The following is an 18,074-nucleotide window of genomic DNA, read 5'->3' as shown; positions in this document are numbered from 1 at the left end:
GCCGAATTCCAACAGGCCTTGCCTTTGTTTAAGGACGTATATGATCAAAAAATGCTTGTTCCCGGCCGCCGGCTACGGCACCCGCTTCCTGCCTGCTACAAAAGCCATGCCCAAGGAAATGCTGCCGGTGGTCAACAAGCCACTGATCCAGTATGGCGTCGAGGAGGCCCTGGACGCCGGCCTGACCGAGATCTCCATCGTCACTGGCCGTGGCAAGCGCGCCCTGGAAGACCACTTCGACATCAGCTACGAGCTGGAAAACCAGATCAAGGGCACCGACAAGGAAAAGTACCTGGTCGGTATCCGTCGCCTGCTGGATGAGTGCTCGTTCTCCTACACCCGTCAGACCGAGATGAAGGGCCTGGGCCATGCGATTCTCACCGGCCGTCCGCTGATCGGCGACGAGCCGTTCGCCGTGGTGCTGGCCGACGACCTGTGCGTCAACCCGGAAGGTGACGGCGTTCTGACCCAGATGGTCAAGCTGTACAACCAGTTCCGTTGCTCGATCGTCGCCATCCAGGAAGTCGATCCGCAGGAAACCAACAAGTACGGTGTCATCGCTGGTGACATGATTCGCGACGACATCTTCCGTGTCACCAACATGGTCGAGAAGCCCAAGCCCGAAGACGCGCCGTCGAACCTGGCAATCATCGGTCGCTACATCCTGACGCCGGACATCTTCGACATCATCGCCAACACCGAGCCTGGCAAAGGTGGCGAGATTCAGATCACCGACGCCCTGATGCAGCAGGCGCAGAATGGCTGCGTGATTGCGTACAAGTTCAAGGGCAAGCGTTTCGACTGCGGTGGCGCCGAAGGCTACATCGACGCGACCAACTTCTGCTTCGAGAACTACTACAAGACTGGCAAGGCTTACTGATAAGCCTGGCAGGTCCAGAAGCCACCCTCCGGGGTGGCTTTTTTGTTTGCGGCGGCCAACGGGGGTATGCTGGACGCCAGCCAAGGAGACTGAATACATGGCCTACGATTTTGATCTGTTCGTGATTGGCGCCGGTTCCGGCGGTGTGCGTGCCGCGCGTTTCGCTGCGGGCTTCGGCGCGAAAGTGGCGGTGGCCGAGAGCCGCTATCTGGGCGGTACGTGTGTCAACGTCGGCTGTGTGCCGAAAAAACTGCTGGTGTATGGCGCCCACGTGGCCGATGAGTTGGAACAGGCTGCCGGCTTCGGCTGGACGCTGGAAGAAGGCCATTTCGACTGGGGCACGCTGATCGCCAACAAGAACCGTGAAATCGAGCGGCTCAACGGCATCTACCGCAATCTGCTGGTCAACAGTGGCGTGAACCTGTTGCAAGGGCATGCGCGCATGACCGGTGCCCACGAGGTGGAAGTGGAAGGCCAGCGCTACAGCGCCGAGCACATCCTCATTGCCACGGGCGGCTGGCCGCAGGTGCCGGACATTCCGGGCAAGGAGCTGGCCATCACTTCCAACGAGGCCTTCTACCTCAAGGACCTGCCGCGCCGCGTTCTGGTGGTTGGCGGCGGCTACATCGCGGTCGAATTTGCCGGGATCTTCCAGGGCCTTGGCGCCGATACCACGCTGCTGTACCGGGGCGATCTGTTCCTGCGGGGCTTCGATGGATCGGTGCGGACCCACCTCAAGGAGGAGCTGGAAAAGCGCGGCTTGAACCTGCAGTTCAATGCCGACATCCAGCGCATCGACAAGCTGGAGGATGGCAGCCTCAAGGCCACGCTCAAGGATGGTCGCGAGCTGCTCACCGACTGCGTGTTCTATGCCACCGGACGTCGCCCGATGCTGGACAACCTGGGCTTGGAGAATACCGGTGTGGAGCTGGATCCACGTGGCTACATCCGGGTTGACGAGCAGTACCAGACCACCGAACCCTCGGTGTTGGCGATTGGCGATGTGATCGGCCGCGTCCAGCTGACCCCGGTAGCATTGGCCGAAGGCATGGCCGTGGCCCGGCGGTTGTTCAAGCCTGAGCAGTATCGCCCAGTGGATTACCAGAACATTCCTACCGCAGTGTTCAGCCAGCCGCCGATTGGTACGGTGGGCCTTACCGAGGAACAGGCCCTGGCGGCCGGGCACAAGGTGCAAATCTTCGAGAGCCGCTTCCGGGCGATGAAGCTGACCCTGACCGACATCCAGGAAAAAACCCTGATGAAGCTGGTGGTGGACGCCGAGACCGACAAAGTGCTGGGGTGCCACATGGTCGGGCCGGATGCAGGCGAGATCATCCAGGGCCTGGGTATTGCGCTCAAGGCCGGGGCTACCAAGCAGCAATTCGACGAGACTATCGGCGTGCACCCGACGGCGGCCGAAGAGTTCGTGACCTTGCGTACCGCCACGCGCTGACGTGTTAGAGCGGGTTCCCCACGCAGCCTTCGACGCAGTGTTGGGCACCGGCTTTGCCGGTGCTCGCGGTGAACCTGCTCCCACGGCCCACGCGGCGTATCGCGCAATCCTTTGCTCAGCGCAATCCCTTCTATTAATAAACCTCGGTTATAGCCAAAACCAATCGCAAGCATGAGCTTTGCCAATGAGCCTTTATGGGGATGAGCGGTTAGGATTCTCTCCGTCAACTGATTTCAACCCATGAAGGAGCGTCTCTCATGCCTATCATCAACAGCCAGGTCAAACCGTTCAATGCCACCGCTTTCCACAACGGCGAATTCGTTCAGGTCAGCGAAGCCGACCTGAAAGGCAAGTGGTCTGTCGTGTTCTTCTACCCGGCCGACTTCACCTTCGTTTGCCCGACCGAACTGGGTGACCTTGCTGACAACTACGAAGAGTTCAAGAAACTCGGCGTGGAAATCTACGGCGTGTCCACCGACACCCACTTCACCCACAAAGCCTGGCACGACACTTCGGAAACCATCGGCAAGATCAAGTACCCGCTGATCGGTGACCCGACCCACGTCATCTCCCGCAACTTCGATGTGCTGATCGAAGAAGCTGGCCTGGCTGATCGCGGTACCTTCGTGATCAACCCGGAAGGCCAGATCAAGATCGTCGAAATCAACGACGGTGGTGTAGGTCGCGACGCCAGCGAACTGCTGCGCAAGGTCAAGGCTGCTCAATACGTGGCTGCCCACCCAGGCGAAGTCTGCCCGGCCAAGTGGAAAGAAGGCGAAGCGACCCTGGCGCCATCCCTGGACCTGGTCGGCAAGATCTAATGTTCGCCCGATGAGTGCCAGCGCGACGACCATGCTGCGTCGAAAACAGGCTTGGCACTTCTCGAACGGATAAAGGTTCATGCACCCGTCGCGGGCGGTGAGCAGCCGCCATAGCTGAAGTTCTCACTGCCCCGTCAAACGCCCGGGCGCCATCGCCTGGGCGTTTTTGTATCCGAAGTTTGAAAAAGGAATCGCCCGTATGTTGGACGCCACGCTTAAATCGCAACTGAAAACCTACCTGGAGCGGGTCACCCAGCCGATCGAGATCGTTGCTTCCCTCGACGATGGCGCGAAGTCCCGCGAATTGCACGACCTGCTGGTGGAAATTGCCGGCCTGTCGAACCTCATTACCCTGCGCGCGGATGGTGATGACGCCCGTCGTCCCTCGTTCTCGCTCAACCGCCCGGGTGCCGATATCAGCCTGCGCTTCGCCGGCATCCCAATGGGCCATGAATTCACCTCGCTGGTGTTGGCGCTGCTGCAAGTCGGTGGCCACCCATCCAAGGCCAGCGCCGAAGTGATCGAGCAGATCCAGGCGCTTGAAGGCGAGTTCACTTTCGAAACCTACTTCTCGCTGTCGTGCCAGAACTGCCCGGACGTGGTCCAGGCGCTGAACTTGATGGCGGTACTCAACCCGAACGTGCGCCACGTGGCCATCGACGGTGCGCTGTTCCAGGATGAAGTCGAAGCCCGCAAGATCATGGCGGTGCCTAGCATTTACCTGAACGGCGAAGTGTTTGGCCAGGGCCGTATGGGCCTGGAAGAGATTCTCGGCAAAATCGACACCAATGCTGGCGCCCGCCAGGCCGAGAAGATCAACGCCAAGGACGCGTTCGACGTGCTGGTGGTCGGCGGTGGCCCCGCTGGCGCCTCGGCAGCGATTTATGCCGCCCGCAAAGGCATCCGTACCGGTGTCGCCGCCGAGCGTTTCGGCGGTCAGGTGCTCGATACCCTGGCCATCGAGAACTTCATCTCGGTACAGGAAACCGAGGGGCCGAAACTGGCCACGGCGCTGGAAGAGCACGTCAAGCAGTACGACGTCGACATCATGAACCTGCAGCGCGGTGAAGCGTTGATTCCGGCCACCGACGGCGGTTTGCACGAAGTACGCCTGGCAGGCGGTGCCTCGCTCAAGGCCAAGACCGTGATCCTGGCCACCGGCGCCCGCTGGCGCGAAATGAATGTGCCGGGCGAGCAGGAGTACCGCGCCCGTGGCGTGGCCTACTGCCCGCACTGCGACGGCCCGCTGTTCAAGGGTAAGCGTGTGGCGGTGATCGGTGGCGGCAACTCGGGTGTTGAAGCGGCCATCGACCTTGCGGGGATCGTTGCCCAGGTAACGCTGATCGAATTCGACAGCCAGCTGCGTGCCGACGCCGTGCTGCAGCGCAAGCTGCACAGCCTGCCGAACGTCAAGGTCATCACCAGTGCCCTGACCACCGAGGTGCTGGGCAATGGCGAGAAGGTCACCGGCCTGCGTTACAAGGACCGCACAACCGATGAGTCGCACGAGCTGGCGCTGGAAGGCATCTTCGTGCAGATCGGCCTGCTGCCGAACACTGACTGGCTCAAGGGTACCGTCGAGCTGTCGCCGCGTGGCGAGATCATCGTCGATGCCAAGGGCGCGACCAACATCCCCGGCGTCTTCGCTGCCGGTGACGTGACCACAGTGCCGTACAAGCAGATCGTCATCGCAGTAGGTGAGGGCGCCAAGGCCTCACTGGCGGCTTTCGATCACTTGATCCGTACGTCTGCGCCGGCGTAAGCCTGTAACGACCCATCGCCGGCAAGCCGACTACAGGTTTGCGTAAGCCCTATGAAGGGTCTGAAATAGCCGGATATTTTCCGGCTATCGAGCGGTCAGCACGTCAAAAAGCGACGCACGTCAGGATTTGATCAGTCCTCTTTGATTTTTCAGGCCCACCGGCCTCAGCAAGCCACTGTGCAGCCGCCATTCCTGTATTACACGCGCACCTCTCCTGCGTTCGCCAACAAATGTCGGCGTGCCATCCACAGGTTCGACAGCGCTGCAATTTGCCAAATGACCTCGCGTCCCGCGTGCTCTTCGCGCTTCTCGGCCCCAGTGTAACCCGCATCAGCGCAGACCACGGTTTCCTCACCGTGCAGCAGTTTGCCGACTTGCGTGACGTCCGCAACATTGGCTGCCGTGACAACCACGCTGTGCACCAGCCCCGACTCGTCATCGACACCGATATGGGCTTTGGCACCGAAGTAATACTGATTCTTCGTCTGGTGCATCGCGGGATCGCGCTTGCCGTCCTTGTTCTTGGTCGTACTGGGGGCATGAATCAGGGTGGCATCGACGATGGTGCCCTGGCGCAACGACAGGCCCCGGTCGCCCAGATAGCCATTGATTACACCGAGAATCCCGGCCGCCAGGTCGTGCTTTTCCAGCAAGCGTCGGAAATTGAGAATGGTGGTTTCGTCCGGGATTCGCTTAAGACTCAGACCAGAAAACTGGCGCAGAATGGTGGTTTCATACAACGCCTCTTCCATCGCCGGATCGCTGTAGCCGAACCAGTTCTGCATCAGATGTACGCGCAGCATCGCCATCGATGGGTAGGCCGGACGACCACCTTCACCCTTTGGATAATGGGGCTCGATCAGCGCAATCAAACCCTTCCAGGGCACCACCTGATCCATCTCGATCAGGAACGATGCCTTGCGGGTCTGCTTGCGCTTGCCGGCGTACTCGGCGTCGGCGAAGGACACCTGTTTCATCATCGAATAGCTCGGCAACGGGTATCCGGAGATTTTGCCAAATCAGGAAGTCTTTTCAGAATTTCCTTAGGGCATAGCTGCAGAAAGGTCAAGCAATGCATCGAAACCCTACGTGCTCTAAAAAATGAACAATCATTCATCACCTCCGCACCCATTTAAACACTTTGTTTATATCAACTGAGATGACAACACCACTATAGTTGACCGGCCGGGTGGGTTTTCGGCAGTTTTCGGCCTGGTGCTTCCTGCACTCGAGGCAATTAACATTCGTACATGGAGGCTCGATGCTCAACAGAACCGCACTAGACTGGGAGCGTTTGCGAGAGCCATCCGCCTTGCTTGAGGAGATCCCTGCGCTCGCCGATGAACTGGGATTTCACTTCTATAGCTTCAGCTACAGCTGCGCAAGCCACGAGGTCTACGTGGGTAACCTACTACCGGGTGGTCTGAGGCTGGTCCAGGCAGCACTGGACTTCAGACCTCATGATCGCCAATGGTCGCATGCTCCCGTACTTTGGACGAAAGATGCTTTCTTGAAAAGCCCACGCTGGTGGAAAGTCGCACAGGTACTTGGCTTGCGCCACGGTTGGGTCCAGCCCTTGCGCGATGGTATGCGCCAAAGCAGCCTGGCGCTTCTGCGGCCACATGTCAGCGTGTCGACTCCAGAGTTGTACCAAAAGGCCGCGCAAGTGATGTGGCTGAGTGAGCGCCTGCACCTAGCGGCAAACCAAAGCGATATGACACTCATGCACACTCACGAGCCTTGCGGAACTTCGTTCGCAAGGTAATGTCAAGCGGTATTCGCCACCACCCCCGGATCGATTGCAATGGAATTCTAAAAAGAGAATCGCAGTGGCTTGATCGCATTCATTGAATGAAGGGCAGGTTTTACCCTGCCCCATCACTCATCAAGTGTCGACGCTTGTCGATCTGCGATTTTCTTGCAGCGCAGCTAATGTAATTTCGTGCATCAACGTGCGCTGTGCTGCCAGCCGCTCATCCCTAATGTTGTTCATTTGCATCACACGCCCACCGTCTTGAATCGCCGTATCATCCATCACAGCAGCCAGCCTGGCGTGAAACGGTGCATCAACCGCATCGAATCTAGCACTTTGAGTACGCAACAAATACTCCTGCCAAAAATCCCGTGCAACCATGGAACTAGCTACAGCACTATCCGTCTCTCTTTCCATCACTTGATTACGTACTTCGAAAATTCGATCCATTTCCAGTTCAGCATCTAAACCGAAGAGCATATCGTTAGGTTGTGCAGGTAGATCAAGCTCATCACGCAAGGCAACGCGATATGCCAGAGCAACTTCGATCTCATCCGGCTCCCCCCAGCCGCCTTTCGTGCGCGAATATCCTCCAGTGCAATCCTATCAACCTCATCCAACCGCCAAAGCTGCCGGCCAAGTGAGAGTAGTGCACGCTGCTGGCCCTCAACGGCGTACTGTGCCTGCCACACCAGCATCCGCAACTCCAAATTGCTGAAACATAGGGCCACACTATCCTGACAGGTCAATGTTTCAGTGGCATGAGTCAGCAGATCTTCACGCAGACTGGTATAGCCGTACATAAGTCTGATCATGGTGAAGACCCGGTTCGCCAGTGCGTGACCATTCTGTCGGAAATCCGCTGTCTCACGTAGGCGCTCTAGCAAGCCGAAAAAGTCACCTGACCCTGGCTCCATCTGCAAATATTACCAGTACACAGACATGTCGCCTCGCATGGGAGATTGCGCTACATCGAGCCAACTCTGTCGAACCGACCTTGGAGTCTGAATAACAGCTTCCTCTTCGGAAACTGCACGCAACCCTATCTGTGAGGCTCGCAAGCGTACGGCTTCTGAAGCAGAAAGAGGGTTGTTCGCCAGCAGTATGACCCGCCGGACCCAGCCTGGAGCAGCATAGAACGGCGCCGGCAATTGAGTAATCTGGTTCCCTCGTAAATCCGCAAGAGTGAGATCTGGCCGAGTCACAAGTGCATTCGGTATATCGGTGATGCCAGTGTGGGTTAAATACAGGATACGCAACCGACGCATCCCACTCACGGAGAACGAGCGCCCAAGTGGGTTGTATGATAAGTTGAGATACTCGAGTGATTCGCAGCTTGCTAGAATCGTGGACTGCCCTGGATCCAGCACGATCTGATTGTTAACCAGTTCCAACTCTCTAAGATGCGTCATCTGGATCAAGGCCTGTGGCAAGCGCGTCAATCGATTACCAGAAAGCTCCAGAGTCCTGAGGTTCCTGAAGGCACTCAAGAAGCTGTCAGGCAGCGATGTCAATGCCATACCTAACAATGCCAGCTCTGATACATGAGCAAAGCTCACTCCCGCTGGAAGATCCGGTAGTGCTTCCAGCCCCAAGCCATGCAGGCCATAGCGATAGTTGACGGCTTGCTCACTGATATTGACTCCGGTGTTTACCCGGCGGCGCCAACAGTTAAGCAGTGACTCTCGAATGTAACGTCGGCTCGTTTGTGACGTGGTTGTACTAGCACGGTTCTGCCAATGATGCAGATGGCTATTCAGGATGCCAAGTTCATGCCTCAGCCTGGCCAACTCAGCCTCTACCTGTAGCCCAGCACCGCGCGTGTTGTTGATCCAGGTATTCACCTGCTCATCGCTAAAGGTTGGATACAGGTCACGGACCATCACGAACAACGAACGTGGCCTGCGACCACGCGCTCTACCTGCCAGGCCTCGACCACTCAACAAATAGCCCATACGCCCATCCGTCAGCCGCTGGGGTAACTTGAACCAGCCAATGCGCTGTTGTTTTCCGAACAGCACTTCGACCTCTTGGCGACGGCGAATCATCTGCCTCCCGACAGATACCCTCAGGTTCTGAGTGATCGGATCCGAAAGGCCCATCGCTGCACGCTGACGCTCACTGTAAGCCGCAGTCATGACATCGAAAAGTTCTCCTGGCTCACCTAACAATGTCCCATGGGTATCAACCAGTTGAAACATCCCCTGCTGATGAATGAGTCCAAAAGCCTGCATACCTACTTCAGTCTGCAGTAATTCTGGGCCATCGACAGCGCCCTCGATTAGGCGCCAACGCACGCCAGTAGCAGCACCAGGCAAGTGTTTAAGCATGGAAAGAACAACCCTTGCCACGTCCGCATTCTGAGGAGTGTCGGCAACCAGTGCTTCATAAGCCCGAGCAGTTCGAATTCGGACCACACTGGCCCTCGCTGCTTCAGCAAGGGACAGAGAAGCCTTACCCGTTGACTGCAATTGCTGGCGATCGGCGATGGTCGCCGCGCGTATCAGTTCATTTGCAGCAGGACCGTGCAGGCTCGTAAACAGTCGACGCAGCGCTTCCGCTCCACTTTGCGCGGTGTCCTGGAAGCTGGTATATGCGGCCTGGAACCATTGCCGACGTTGTGTCCAGGCAGCATCCGCCAATGCGCTGCCATTCAAACCGCCTGCACCGGGTAAGCGTTGAGCAAACTTCAACAGAGGCAAGTCGATTACATCTTCGCCCGAGCGTAAACAACGAACTACGTCACGAATACGCTGGTCCAGCCGTAGACGCATAACGCTGTCCAACAGTGCCGCATCGGGAGCTAAACCATGCATGTGCATGGCCCGAAGATTATCAGCGTTCAATGTGTGAGCATTGAGTACGTGATCAATTTGTTCATCGTCAAGCGCTCGACATTCACCGCCAAACCGCCGAAACATCCCATGAACATTATCCCACTCATCAGGTTGCTCGCACCATAGTCGCCAGGCACCAGCACCGTTGTGGCTCAGCATCGGGCCGTGCCCTTCTTTCGGCTGTATCCGCCACTCACCGTCAGTGATATGTTGCACTACCGGATAGTAATGGCCATCCATCTCAACCCAGCATTGACCTCCTAGTCGGTAGATACCTTGTGCGTCCCGTTCTGCACCGTTAAGAACACTGTCGCTACGCAGCGGCACCAAGTCCTGGTTCCAGAGTTTAACGGTACCATCTTCCAGTTGTGCAGGAACAAGACTATCAACCACAGATGAACGATTCCATACACGGCTGGCAACAGTCACTCCAGTTGCGAGCGCTCCAATGACAGCAAGATCTGTCCCTACGTTGATCAGATGGTCGAGCGCTTGACTGGTATCGCCGTGCCGCCATGCGGCAATACCATGAAAGGTCTCTCCTAATAGCTTCCATGCTGTGATTGTCAAAAGTCCCACGCCGATGATCGGGATAAAGAAACCGGCAACATTGAGCAGTGTCCAGCCTTCGGCGGCAAGACGCTGGTCATGTTCTTGCTGAACCCGCCGGTCCACATCGCTAGTTGGCACAGCAATCATCGCCGCATCATCCTTAATTTGGCGAATTCGCGCTGTTGCCAAACTTTCGAAAAGTGGCATTGGGTAGGCGTACATATGCTCTTCGAGGTCGAAGTTGGCTGTCGTCACCAAATCCGCATAGGCAGCAATTACGACTGAAAAGAACAGCTGGCTATCGCGGCGTCGCACAAATTGACTGAAAAATTTCTGGTAATCACCCGAGCGCAACCTTCTGCCTAATGCATTGGCAAACGCTCGCAGACTATCGAAGACACACCAAGCCCCATGCGAATCGCCAGGAATATGTACCAGAACTCGCCGCGTCACATTTCGAATCAGGCCTTCATCAATGACATCAAGCACTACGATTTGCTCAAGCCTGCAACCCAACAAGGTGAGTTGCTTGGCCACCACAGGATGTCCATCCAGGCGTCCAAGGGTATCCTCGTTACACATCCCGGAAATCAACTGAAATTCCCTCTCGGACAAACTTCCTTTGAGTCTTGCCTCATAAGCATCGACCAGCATGGCATATCGATGCGAGCTGGCGAGCAGCTCTGGCATCGTCTCAGAATGATCAGGGGTAGTGTGAGACTGAAGAACTTCATCGAGATGACGTTGGTACTGCCCTCCCACATCAATTTCTCGGCAGAACCTAGCAAATTCTATGGCTGTTGGCGGTCTGATAGTACCCTGCCGAGCACTTGTCAGACGATTACCTCGAGGCTGTCCATTGGCCTCGGTTTCAGCGAGGGTAAAGTTACGCAGTACAGCCTCAATTAGCGGTACATCTTTGTAGATTGCTTCAGTCAAGTGTGAGCCAACCGGCAGCTGGTTTATGATCGGCTCGCGTTCGCCAACGATGAGGGTCCAGCGCCGAACGTCATACTCGTCGCCGAAGCGCTCCTTGAGTGCAGCCTCCAATGTAGTGATCGCGAAGCTGTCGATACTCTGGATGCGCGCCAGTCTTTCGCTCAGGTGATGGCGGGTGATAAGGCTTTGACGCAGTGCCGTTCCCAATGCGGTCAGTTGATCAGGATTGGCCGACCTGAGCCAGGCCGGCAGCCGTTTGGCGATAAAGCTGTCTTGAAAGGCCCGCTCCATCGCCAGTGGCTCGACCACTGTCATTTCTCGATCTTGCTCGGTTCGCATGTGTAAGCCCTGATAAGTTATTCGACAGCATAATCTTATAGGGCCTGGGCAATGGGTCGTATTGCATAGATACCGCATTTGGATGCGACAGTTACAAGGCCGAGTTTCTTCAGGGAGTTGGCATTTGAAACAGGCACTAAGGTGTCAGGTTGATTTCGCAAATCTACGACAGCGCAAGAGGTAAAAAGTCATTGGTCGGGGAAGAATCGGTTTGCCAAGTCCGGTGATTTCACCCGTTCAACAAATGCAGCCCTATCGAATGGAGCACCCGTACGTAAGTCATACACAGGCCTGGCTACCGGCCTGACAACCTGACTCAGCGTCACCTGAATGAAACGATAACGCTCCCCATGCACGTGAGAGAATTTGTCTATTTTGAAGTAGTGCCCTGGTAGAAAAAGTGTTTCAGCCTCATCCCAATACAATGAGAAGGCACTAATCGGAATTCCGCTATTATAGCGGTGGGCGGGCAATTCGAAAACGACGGAGGTGTCATCGAAGACACTAGTCCAACCATTGGCGTCGAGATGGCGTGAGGCTGCGAAGTGTCGAACCATGAAGGGGTTTTCGGTCCATGAGGTCAGGTCAGTATTGACCAAAATATCGCCGACGTTAAGCCGGCCACTACGAAAATGTTCGCCGCTGGTACCTCGCCCCCCATGTCCTCCACGATACAGGTTCACTTCATTGTTCTTGGGTAGTCTCTCAAGCGTGGTGGCCAGGTCATTGATGTAATCCACCGAGTCCGTGTACTTGTGTATACCCTGTCGCAATATGTCGTTGACCGAGGAGGCTTCATCCGTATAGTACTTGATCAGCTCGTTAGCGTACTGACCATCTGCTTCTCGATATGTGTACTCAAACGTATTGCCAAATCTTACGCAGTAGATGCCATGTTCATCTTCGGCAGGGAGTTCGTTAATGCCCAAGATAGGGATGGACTGAGTTTCCAATAGTTTCTTCTGACGCGCCCGGGCCTGTGCAGAAAATTTCTGACTTTGAATTACATGAGTTGCCGTGTATTCATCCCAGAACTGCGACGTCTCATTGATCATGCCGATCACCGCAGGTGGGGCTTCGCGCTCTGGTGGCACCAACAGATGCCAATCGCCTCCATCATTTACACGAACAGGAAATAGTGGGCCAAGCGCAAAGGGATTGTCCAGCGGAACGATCAACCACGTTGACAATTCGTGACTGTATCGGACACGGTATGTCAAACCGTTCATCTCGATCCAACAATCGCCTTTTTCGTCGACACGTACCCCCCTTAGACGGCCGTCCGTCGCCAGTTCTCCTTCGATCAACTGATTCGTTTCACGTCCGGCCAGGATGGGATCCGGCTCTCTGGCGACTTGCCATCGAGCCAGGGAGGCCCTGGTCTCATGGAACGGCGCCTCATACGCTAGGGAGGCGAACGTCGACTGAAATCCTATTTCTGTAAGATTCAAGGCGGCGAACAAACAGTCAAGCATGGCTTGGCGCAATGCAGACTTACGTGCCTCCTCACTGGTAGCATGCACTGCTGCATCCACCCCCAAACCCAACCTGCCCAATGCCGCACCTAGCAGCGCCAGTGACATCGGCCATCCTAAGGGAGTAAAGCCCGCAAAGACATTCAAGAATGCCGAGAGGTACCCACTCAACATCGCCTTGCGTAATCCAGCATTGTTGAGCAATGCAGCAGCGCTACGCTCCATATCATTACGCGCCCGTCGGGCGATATGAACAAAAAAATCATCGCTGATTGAAACGCGTCTGAAGTGAAGAAGTGCCAAGGCGGCCTGGTCGGAACGACTGTTGGCAATGCCTTGTAAAACCGCCCGAACATTACTGACTTCAGGCTGCTCGCCAGGATCGACCAACGCTGCCGCGAGAAACTCAGCCATGGTTTGTTGATCACGTAGCTGCTGACGTAGCCAGGCAGCCATGGCCAACTCGCTGTCGAACCCCTGAATCGCTTCTTTAGCCCAAGGACGGTACAGCGTTACCCGCCCACCGCTTGAACCGAAGGTGAAGAAGCATGCGTACTCAACATGGCCAAGCTCGTACGCGTAAGTGGTCAAAGAAACAGTCGAGTGGTTAGCCTGTAACTGCGTCAAGGACGGTAGCTCTCTAGCTTCCAACTCAGGGACCACAATGCCGCGCAAGGCAGCTGCTTCTGCTTCGGTGATACGCCGTGCCAGAACAGCCTTTGCACACTCCCCAAGCAGGTTGATTTTGGCTAACACACGAAACGCAACGTCACGTTCGGCCCAGAAGCGTGTCACCTTGGCTCGGTATATCTCGGCGAAATCTAGCGCCCAAAAGTCCTTTTGCACATCACTCGGCAGCATGGGGATTTCATTGGTTTCATCAAAATAGTGGGCCTGTGCCCCCTCCTTGTAGAAACCTCCATACACGTTCAGCTCATCCGTAGCATCCTGAAACGGAAGGTCGAATCGCTGAGCCACCAGTTCCGTGAAGGGCACTGACTTCTGCGGCGGCCCACTATGCTGCCAGCCGGTAAAACTCCGAGGGCTGCTGCTGGCCGTTGTGAACTGATGCCACCAGACATAGCGCGGGTCTACAGCCTTGCCAATGCGCTTGAGGAGTATATCGGCGGCATGCTGTTTGGCTAGCAGATAGGGGTCTGGATACTCGTCAATGAATCCATCGATCAGCTGAACCAGATTTCGTCCGCCGTCCAGCAGGTCTAGCTTGCGTTGCAATTTCTCTTTGATGCTGCTCATGGGTAGCCACTTGATGTCTGGGATCGAGTGGCCATCCTCGCTCAACGCTTAACTTACGTGCGGTAGATGTATCTAGTGTCCTGTCTCGGAAATACGTTCTCTTTTGGCGAGTGGCCTGGGTGTTCGGCAAAGGCGCCGCGACGAGTCATAGCAGGGCTATGGCGAGGAGTGGCAACGCAGGCCGAAAGCCCAGGACGCCGCCAAAAGTGAACAGCTTATTTCCGAGACAGGACACTAGGGAAATTCCGAGCATATTACCGCGCGCCTGGAATGAGCAGCGTCTTGACGCCGCAAGGGTGGTTTTCAGCCGCCAAGTGCTTGTAAGTGCTGCATCGCGCGGCGATTGGGCTTGTGATGACCGAGGGTGTCTATCATTAAGTCCAGACACCCTCAGGAATCTCAGCCATGACCCTGATCAGCCGCGAACCCTGGTGGCTCGTGCCACCCAAGCCCGGCCAGAAAGAGCAGGACCTGCACTGGGGCTATCTGGAAATCTACGCCGACGGACGCACGGTGTTCGTCGACCAGCGCCCGAGCGACCGCGAGCTTGCTGAGCGCAAGAGTTGTCGCAACTTCCCCGAACCGGATAATTGAACGGATCACCCGCCAAGTTCGGACAGGCGCGCTTCCAGAGCGGCAATCCGGGCTTCCAGGGCTTCGATCCGCTCTTCCGATACGTTGCTGGCGCTGCCACGCCCGCCACCTTCCTGCTGGCGTGCGGCGAGTATCGCCTCGATTTCCGCCGGGTCGCCCAGCGCATGGGTGTATCGGTCTTCGCGCTGGCCAGCCTGGCGCGGCAGGTGCAGGGCAAGGCCTCGTGAGATCAAACGCTCGAGTTGGTGCTGGATCTGCTCGGTATCGTCGAAGTCGTGAAGGCGGTTGCTGCGCGTGAGCAGCTCGTTGAGGGTCTGCGGGCCGCGCAGGAACATCAGTCCCATCAGTATCAGCTGTGCCGGTACCAGTTCCAGCGCCTTGTCCACGCGCTGTTCCCAGCGGTCGGCACGGCTGCCCATCTGCAGGCGGGTCATGTCCTGGCCTTCGAGGGCGCGCAGGGCCTGGCCAACCTGGCCTTGGGTCAGATTCATGACCGGCTCGCGGCTGGTCTTCTGGTTGCACGCCAGAACCAGGGCGTTGAGGGTCAGCGGGTAGCTTTCCGGGCTGGTGGCCTGCTTTTCGATCAACGAGCCGAGGATTCGGATCTCGACGCTGTTGAAGCGGCCTGCGCCTGCGGTTTCGTGTTCTGACATGACCCTGTCTCATTACTGGGGGAGGGCCACTAGCGTAGGTAAAGCGCCAGGCTTAGGCAATCACTGGCTTCATCGTCGGCCAAGCATCAACCGAACCTGTAGGCGCTGGGCCGCATGGCGGCCCAGCGTCATTCATGCACTGCGTTGCGTTTCTGCCTGGCACGCGGCAGCCGTGAACAGTACATCGGTCGACGAATTCAGCGCGGTCTCGGCTGAATCCTGCAGCACGCCAATGATGAAGCCGACCGCCACCACCTGCATGGCGATCTCGCTGGGAATGCCGAACAGGCTGCATGCCAGCGGGATCAGCAGCAGCGAACCGCCCGCTACCCCGGAGGCGCCACAGGCACAGATGGCCGCGACCACGCTCAGCAGCACGGCGGTCGGCAGGTCGACAGGAATTCCCAGGGTGTGTACCGCTGCCAGGGTCAGCACGGTGATGGTGATCGCCGCGCCGGCCATGTTGATGGTCGCACCCAGCGGAATCGATACCGAGTAGGTGTCTTCATGCAGGCCAAGACGCTCGGATAATGCCAGGTTCACCGGAATGTTCGCCGCCGAACTGCGGGTGAAGAACGCCGTGATGCCACTTTCGCGCAGGCACAGCAAGGTCAGCGGGTATGGGTTGCGGCGTATCTTCCAGAACACGATCAGCGGGTTCATCACCAACGCCACGAACAGCATGCAGCCGATCAGCACCGCCAGCAGGTGCAGGTAGCCGAGCAGGGCGCTCAGCCCCGATTGGGCGAGGGTGGAGCTGACCAGGCCGAAGATGCCCAGTGGTGCGAAGCGGATCACCACGCGTACGATCAGGGTCACGCCATTGGACAGGTCCTCGACCACCGTACGGGTGGTGTCGCCGGCATGGCGCAGGGCCACGCCCAGGCCGATGGCCCAGGTCAGAATGCCGATGAAGTTGGCGTTGAGCAGCGCATTGATCGGGTTGTCGACAGCGCTCAGCAGCAGGTTCTGCAACACTTCGCCGATGCCGCCCGGGGCGCTGAGCGCTGCCTCGCCGGTGCTCAATGCCAGTTGCGAGGGGAACAGCATGCTGGCAACCACGGCCACAACTGCGGCTGCGAAGGTGCCCAGCAAGTACAGCCAGAGAATGGGGCGGATGTGGGTTTCCTGGCCGTGCCGGTGGTTGGCGATCGAAGCCATGACCAGGATGAACACCAGCACCGGCGCCACTGCCTTGAGCGCGCTGACGAACACTTTGCCGAGGAAAGCCAGGTCGCGGGCGATGGCTGGTGCAAGCAGCGCCAGAGCGATACCGGCAACCAGGCCGATGACGATCTGCGTCACCAGGCTGGTGCGGTTGAGTAGGCGAAGAACAGGGGTCATGTGAAGCAGTATCTCGTTATTGTGAAAGGGCGCGACTTTACCACAGACCGTTTGGCCGTTATCGCCGGCAGTCCGGCTCCGGCGATAACGGCGGCGCGTCGGTTTGCCGCACTGGGGTGCAGCGCCTTCTACCAGTGAAAAAGCTCTCGCCGCGCGCCTTCGGTGATCGCCACGATCCCAGGGTGTTTGACCTTGCGCTCGACTGAAATCGCGTAGAACGACTCGTGCACCGCGTCGGTCTGGCCAACCAGCTCGACCCCATACTGGCGGCATACTTCATCGGCGATCACGCTCGGGGCCACGAAAATACCGCTACCCGACTGCCCGAAGGCCTGCATCAGTGCACTGTCATCGAACTCGCCGATGACCCGCGGCTGCACCTGCTGCTCGCTCAACCAGCGCATCAGGCGACTGCGCACCACCGTTTCCTGGCCCGGAATCAGCAGCGGCGCGTCCTGCAGGCATGCAGGAAAGGGCCCCTTGTGGCGCTGGGCCAATGCCGGTGTGGCGAAGAAGCTGAGCCCGCATTCCCCCAGCTTCTGGCTGTAACCCTTGATATCCAGGTGATTGGGCATCGGGCTGTCGGAAATGACCAGGTCCAGACGCTGGATCGCCAGGTCCGCCAATAGCCGTTCCAGCTTGTCTTCGCGGCAGTTGATACGCAGTGCGTTGTCCAATTCCATGGTCGGTGCCAGCAGGCGATAGACGATGGATTTGGGCACCACGTCCGCCACGCCGACACGGAACAGGATCTGCTCTTGCGGGCCTGCCCGCAGCAGCGCCTCCAGCTCGCCACCGATCTGAAACATCTGCTCGGCGTATGCCAGGGTCTGGCGGCCGGTTTCGGTCAGTTCCAGCTGGCGTCCGACGCGCTGAAACAGCTCTAGGCCGTAGGTCTGCTCGAACAGGCTGATCTGGCCGCTGATGGTCTGGGGTGTGAGATTCAGCTGTTCGCTGGCACGTGCGATGCTGCCGGTCTTGGCCACGGCCCAGAAGTAATGCAACTGGCGATAGTTGAGCACGGGGTATTTCCAATATTCGTAAAAACCGAAGTATAACTGCTGAAAATACGAATTTTTCTGATGTATCGCACTCTTTAGAATGCGACCCCATCAGGCGCAGTGCGCGCCGCCCGGTTTTCGACAAGCGAGGAACCCATGCTGCAACTCAAATCCATCGGTACGCCCCTGGTGCTGGTGTTGGCACTGTTTGCCATGAGCGGGTGCGATCAGGCCGAGAAATCCGCCCAGCAAATGCTCGACCAGGCTGCAGAGTCGGCCAAGCAAGCCATCGACAAGACCAACGAAGCGGCCCAGCAGGCGCTGCATGAAGCCATCGGTTCCGAAGGGCACAAGCCCAAGAGCACCGAGCCCGACGCAAAGACCCAGGACATCTGACCCAGACCCGAGCAGGAT

Annotated in this window: 14 protein-coding genes; 6 read left to right on the top strand and 8 right to left on the bottom strand. The window is 57.5% G+C overall.

Annotated features, from left to right (window positions below; all coding sequences use genetic code 11):
• Positions 1–40: 40 nt before the first annotated feature.
• The 4 genes from galU to ahpF all read left to right on the top strand — a co-directional run bounded on the left by galU (position 41) and on the right by ahpF (position 4,916).
• Positions 41–880 (top strand): UTP--glucose-1-phosphate uridylyltransferase GalU, encoded by an 840-nt coding sequence (galU, locus tag VXM67_RS17730; RefSeq protein ID WP_023381269.1) that lies wholly within the window; start codon positions 41–43, stop codon positions 878–880.
• Between the two features lie 97 nt (positions 881–977).
• Complete coding sequence (gene gorA, locus VXM67_RS17725; protein WP_027908178.1) at positions 978–2,333, top strand: glutathione-disulfide reductase; 1,356 nt, start codon at positions 978–980, stop codon at positions 2,331–2,333.
• Positions 2,334–2,590: 257 nt separating this feature from the next.
• The gene (gene ahpC, locus VXM67_RS17720; RefSeq protein WP_023381267.1) at positions 2,591–3,154 is read left to right on the top strand and encodes an alkyl hydroperoxide reductase subunit C; all 564 of its coding nucleotides are present in this window, start codon (positions 2,591–2,593) and stop codon (positions 3,152–3,154) included.
• Positions 3,155–3,353: 199 nt separating this feature from the next.
• Positions 3,354–4,916: an alkyl hydroperoxide reductase subunit F gene (gene ahpF / locus VXM67_RS17715; RefSeq protein WP_202675458.1), complete on the top strand. Its 1,563-nt coding sequence runs from the start codon at positions 3,354–3,356 to the stop codon at positions 4,914–4,916.
• 197 nt (positions 4,917–5,113) lie between these two features.
• On the opposite strand, the gene VXM67_RS17710 is transcribed toward ahpF, so the two are convergent.
• From VXM67_RS17710 to VXM67_RS17690, 5 genes are all read right to left on the bottom strand, one after another.
• Entirely contained in the window at positions 5,114–5,893 is a 780-nt protein-coding gene (locus tag VXM67_RS17710) for an IS5 family transposase (RefSeq protein ID WP_027908177.1), read from the bottom strand.
• Between the two features lie 908 nt (positions 5,894–6,801).
• Entirely contained in the window at positions 6,802–7,218 is a 417-nt protein-coding gene (locus tag VXM67_RS17705; RefSeq protein ID WP_367237715.1) for an NEL-type E3 ubiquitin ligase domain-containing protein, read from the bottom strand.
• Complete coding sequence (locus VXM67_RS17700) at positions 7,134–7,586, bottom strand: NEL-type E3 ubiquitin ligase domain-containing protein (protein ID WP_367237250.1); 453 nt, start codon at positions 7,584–7,586, stop codon at positions 7,134–7,136. Before VXM67_RS17700 ends, VXM67_RS17705 begins: the two co-directional genes overlap by 85 nt.
• A 9-nt stretch (positions 7,587–7,595) precedes the next feature.
• Positions 7,596–11,336 carry a DUF6543 domain-containing protein gene (locus VXM67_RS17695; protein WP_367237249.1) on the bottom strand — a complete coding sequence of 1,247 codons (3,741 nt, stop codon included), beginning with the start codon at positions 11,334–11,336 and terminating at the stop codon, positions 7,596–7,598.
• Between the two features lie 188 nt (positions 11,337–11,524).
• A complete protein-coding gene (locus VXM67_RS17690) occupies positions 11,525–14,068 on the bottom strand; it encodes a DUF6543 domain-containing protein (RefSeq protein WP_367237248.1) in 2,544 nt (847 codons plus the stop codon).
• Positions 14,069–14,473: 405 nt separating this feature from the next.
• Here VXM67_RS17690 and VXM67_RS17685 point away from each other — a divergent pair, with 405 nt between their 5' ends.
• Positions 14,474–14,662, top strand: a complete 189-nt coding sequence (locus VXM67_RS17685; RefSeq protein ID WP_023381261.1) for a hypothetical protein — start codon at positions 14,474–14,476, stop codon at positions 14,660–14,662.
• Between the two features lie 5 nt (positions 14,663–14,667).
• Here VXM67_RS17685 and VXM67_RS17680 read toward each other — a convergent pair whose 3' ends face one another.
• The 3 genes from VXM67_RS17680 to nhaR form a co-directional block, all read right to left on the bottom strand.
• On the bottom strand, positions 14,668–15,315 hold the full coding sequence (locus VXM67_RS17680) for a DUF480 domain-containing protein (protein ID WP_023381260.1): 648 nt from the start codon (positions 15,313–15,315) through the stop codon (positions 14,668–14,670).
• A 132-nt stretch (positions 15,316–15,447) separates the two neighbouring features.
• A complete protein-coding gene (gene sstT / locus VXM67_RS17675; RefSeq protein ID WP_023381259.1) occupies positions 15,448–16,659 on the bottom strand; it encodes a serine/threonine transporter SstT in 1,212 nt (403 codons plus the stop codon).
• A gap of 128 nt (positions 16,660–16,787) precedes the next feature.
• Positions 16,788–17,681, bottom strand: coding sequence for a transcriptional activator NhaR (nhaR, locus tag VXM67_RS17670; RefSeq protein ID WP_023381258.1), 894 nt, complete (start codon positions 17,679–17,681; stop codon positions 16,788–16,790).
• A gap of 135 nt (positions 17,682–17,816) precedes the next feature.
• On the opposite strand from nhaR, the gene VXM67_RS17665 reads away from it, so the two are divergent.
• Positions 17,817–18,056, top strand: a complete 240-nt coding sequence (locus tag VXM67_RS17665; RefSeq protein WP_023381257.1) for a hypothetical protein — start codon at positions 17,817–17,819, stop codon at positions 18,054–18,056.
• Positions 18,057–18,074 lie beyond the last annotated feature (18 nt).

It is taken from the genome of Pseudomonas sp. Rh2 (assembly GCF_040762985.1).
Lineage (GTDB): Bacteria > Pseudomonadota > Gammaproteobacteria > Pseudomonadales > Pseudomonadaceae > Aquipseudomonas > Aquipseudomonas taiwanensis.
Note: the sequence above shows the minus strand (reverse complement) of the source record. Positions and strands in the feature narration are given on the sequence as shown.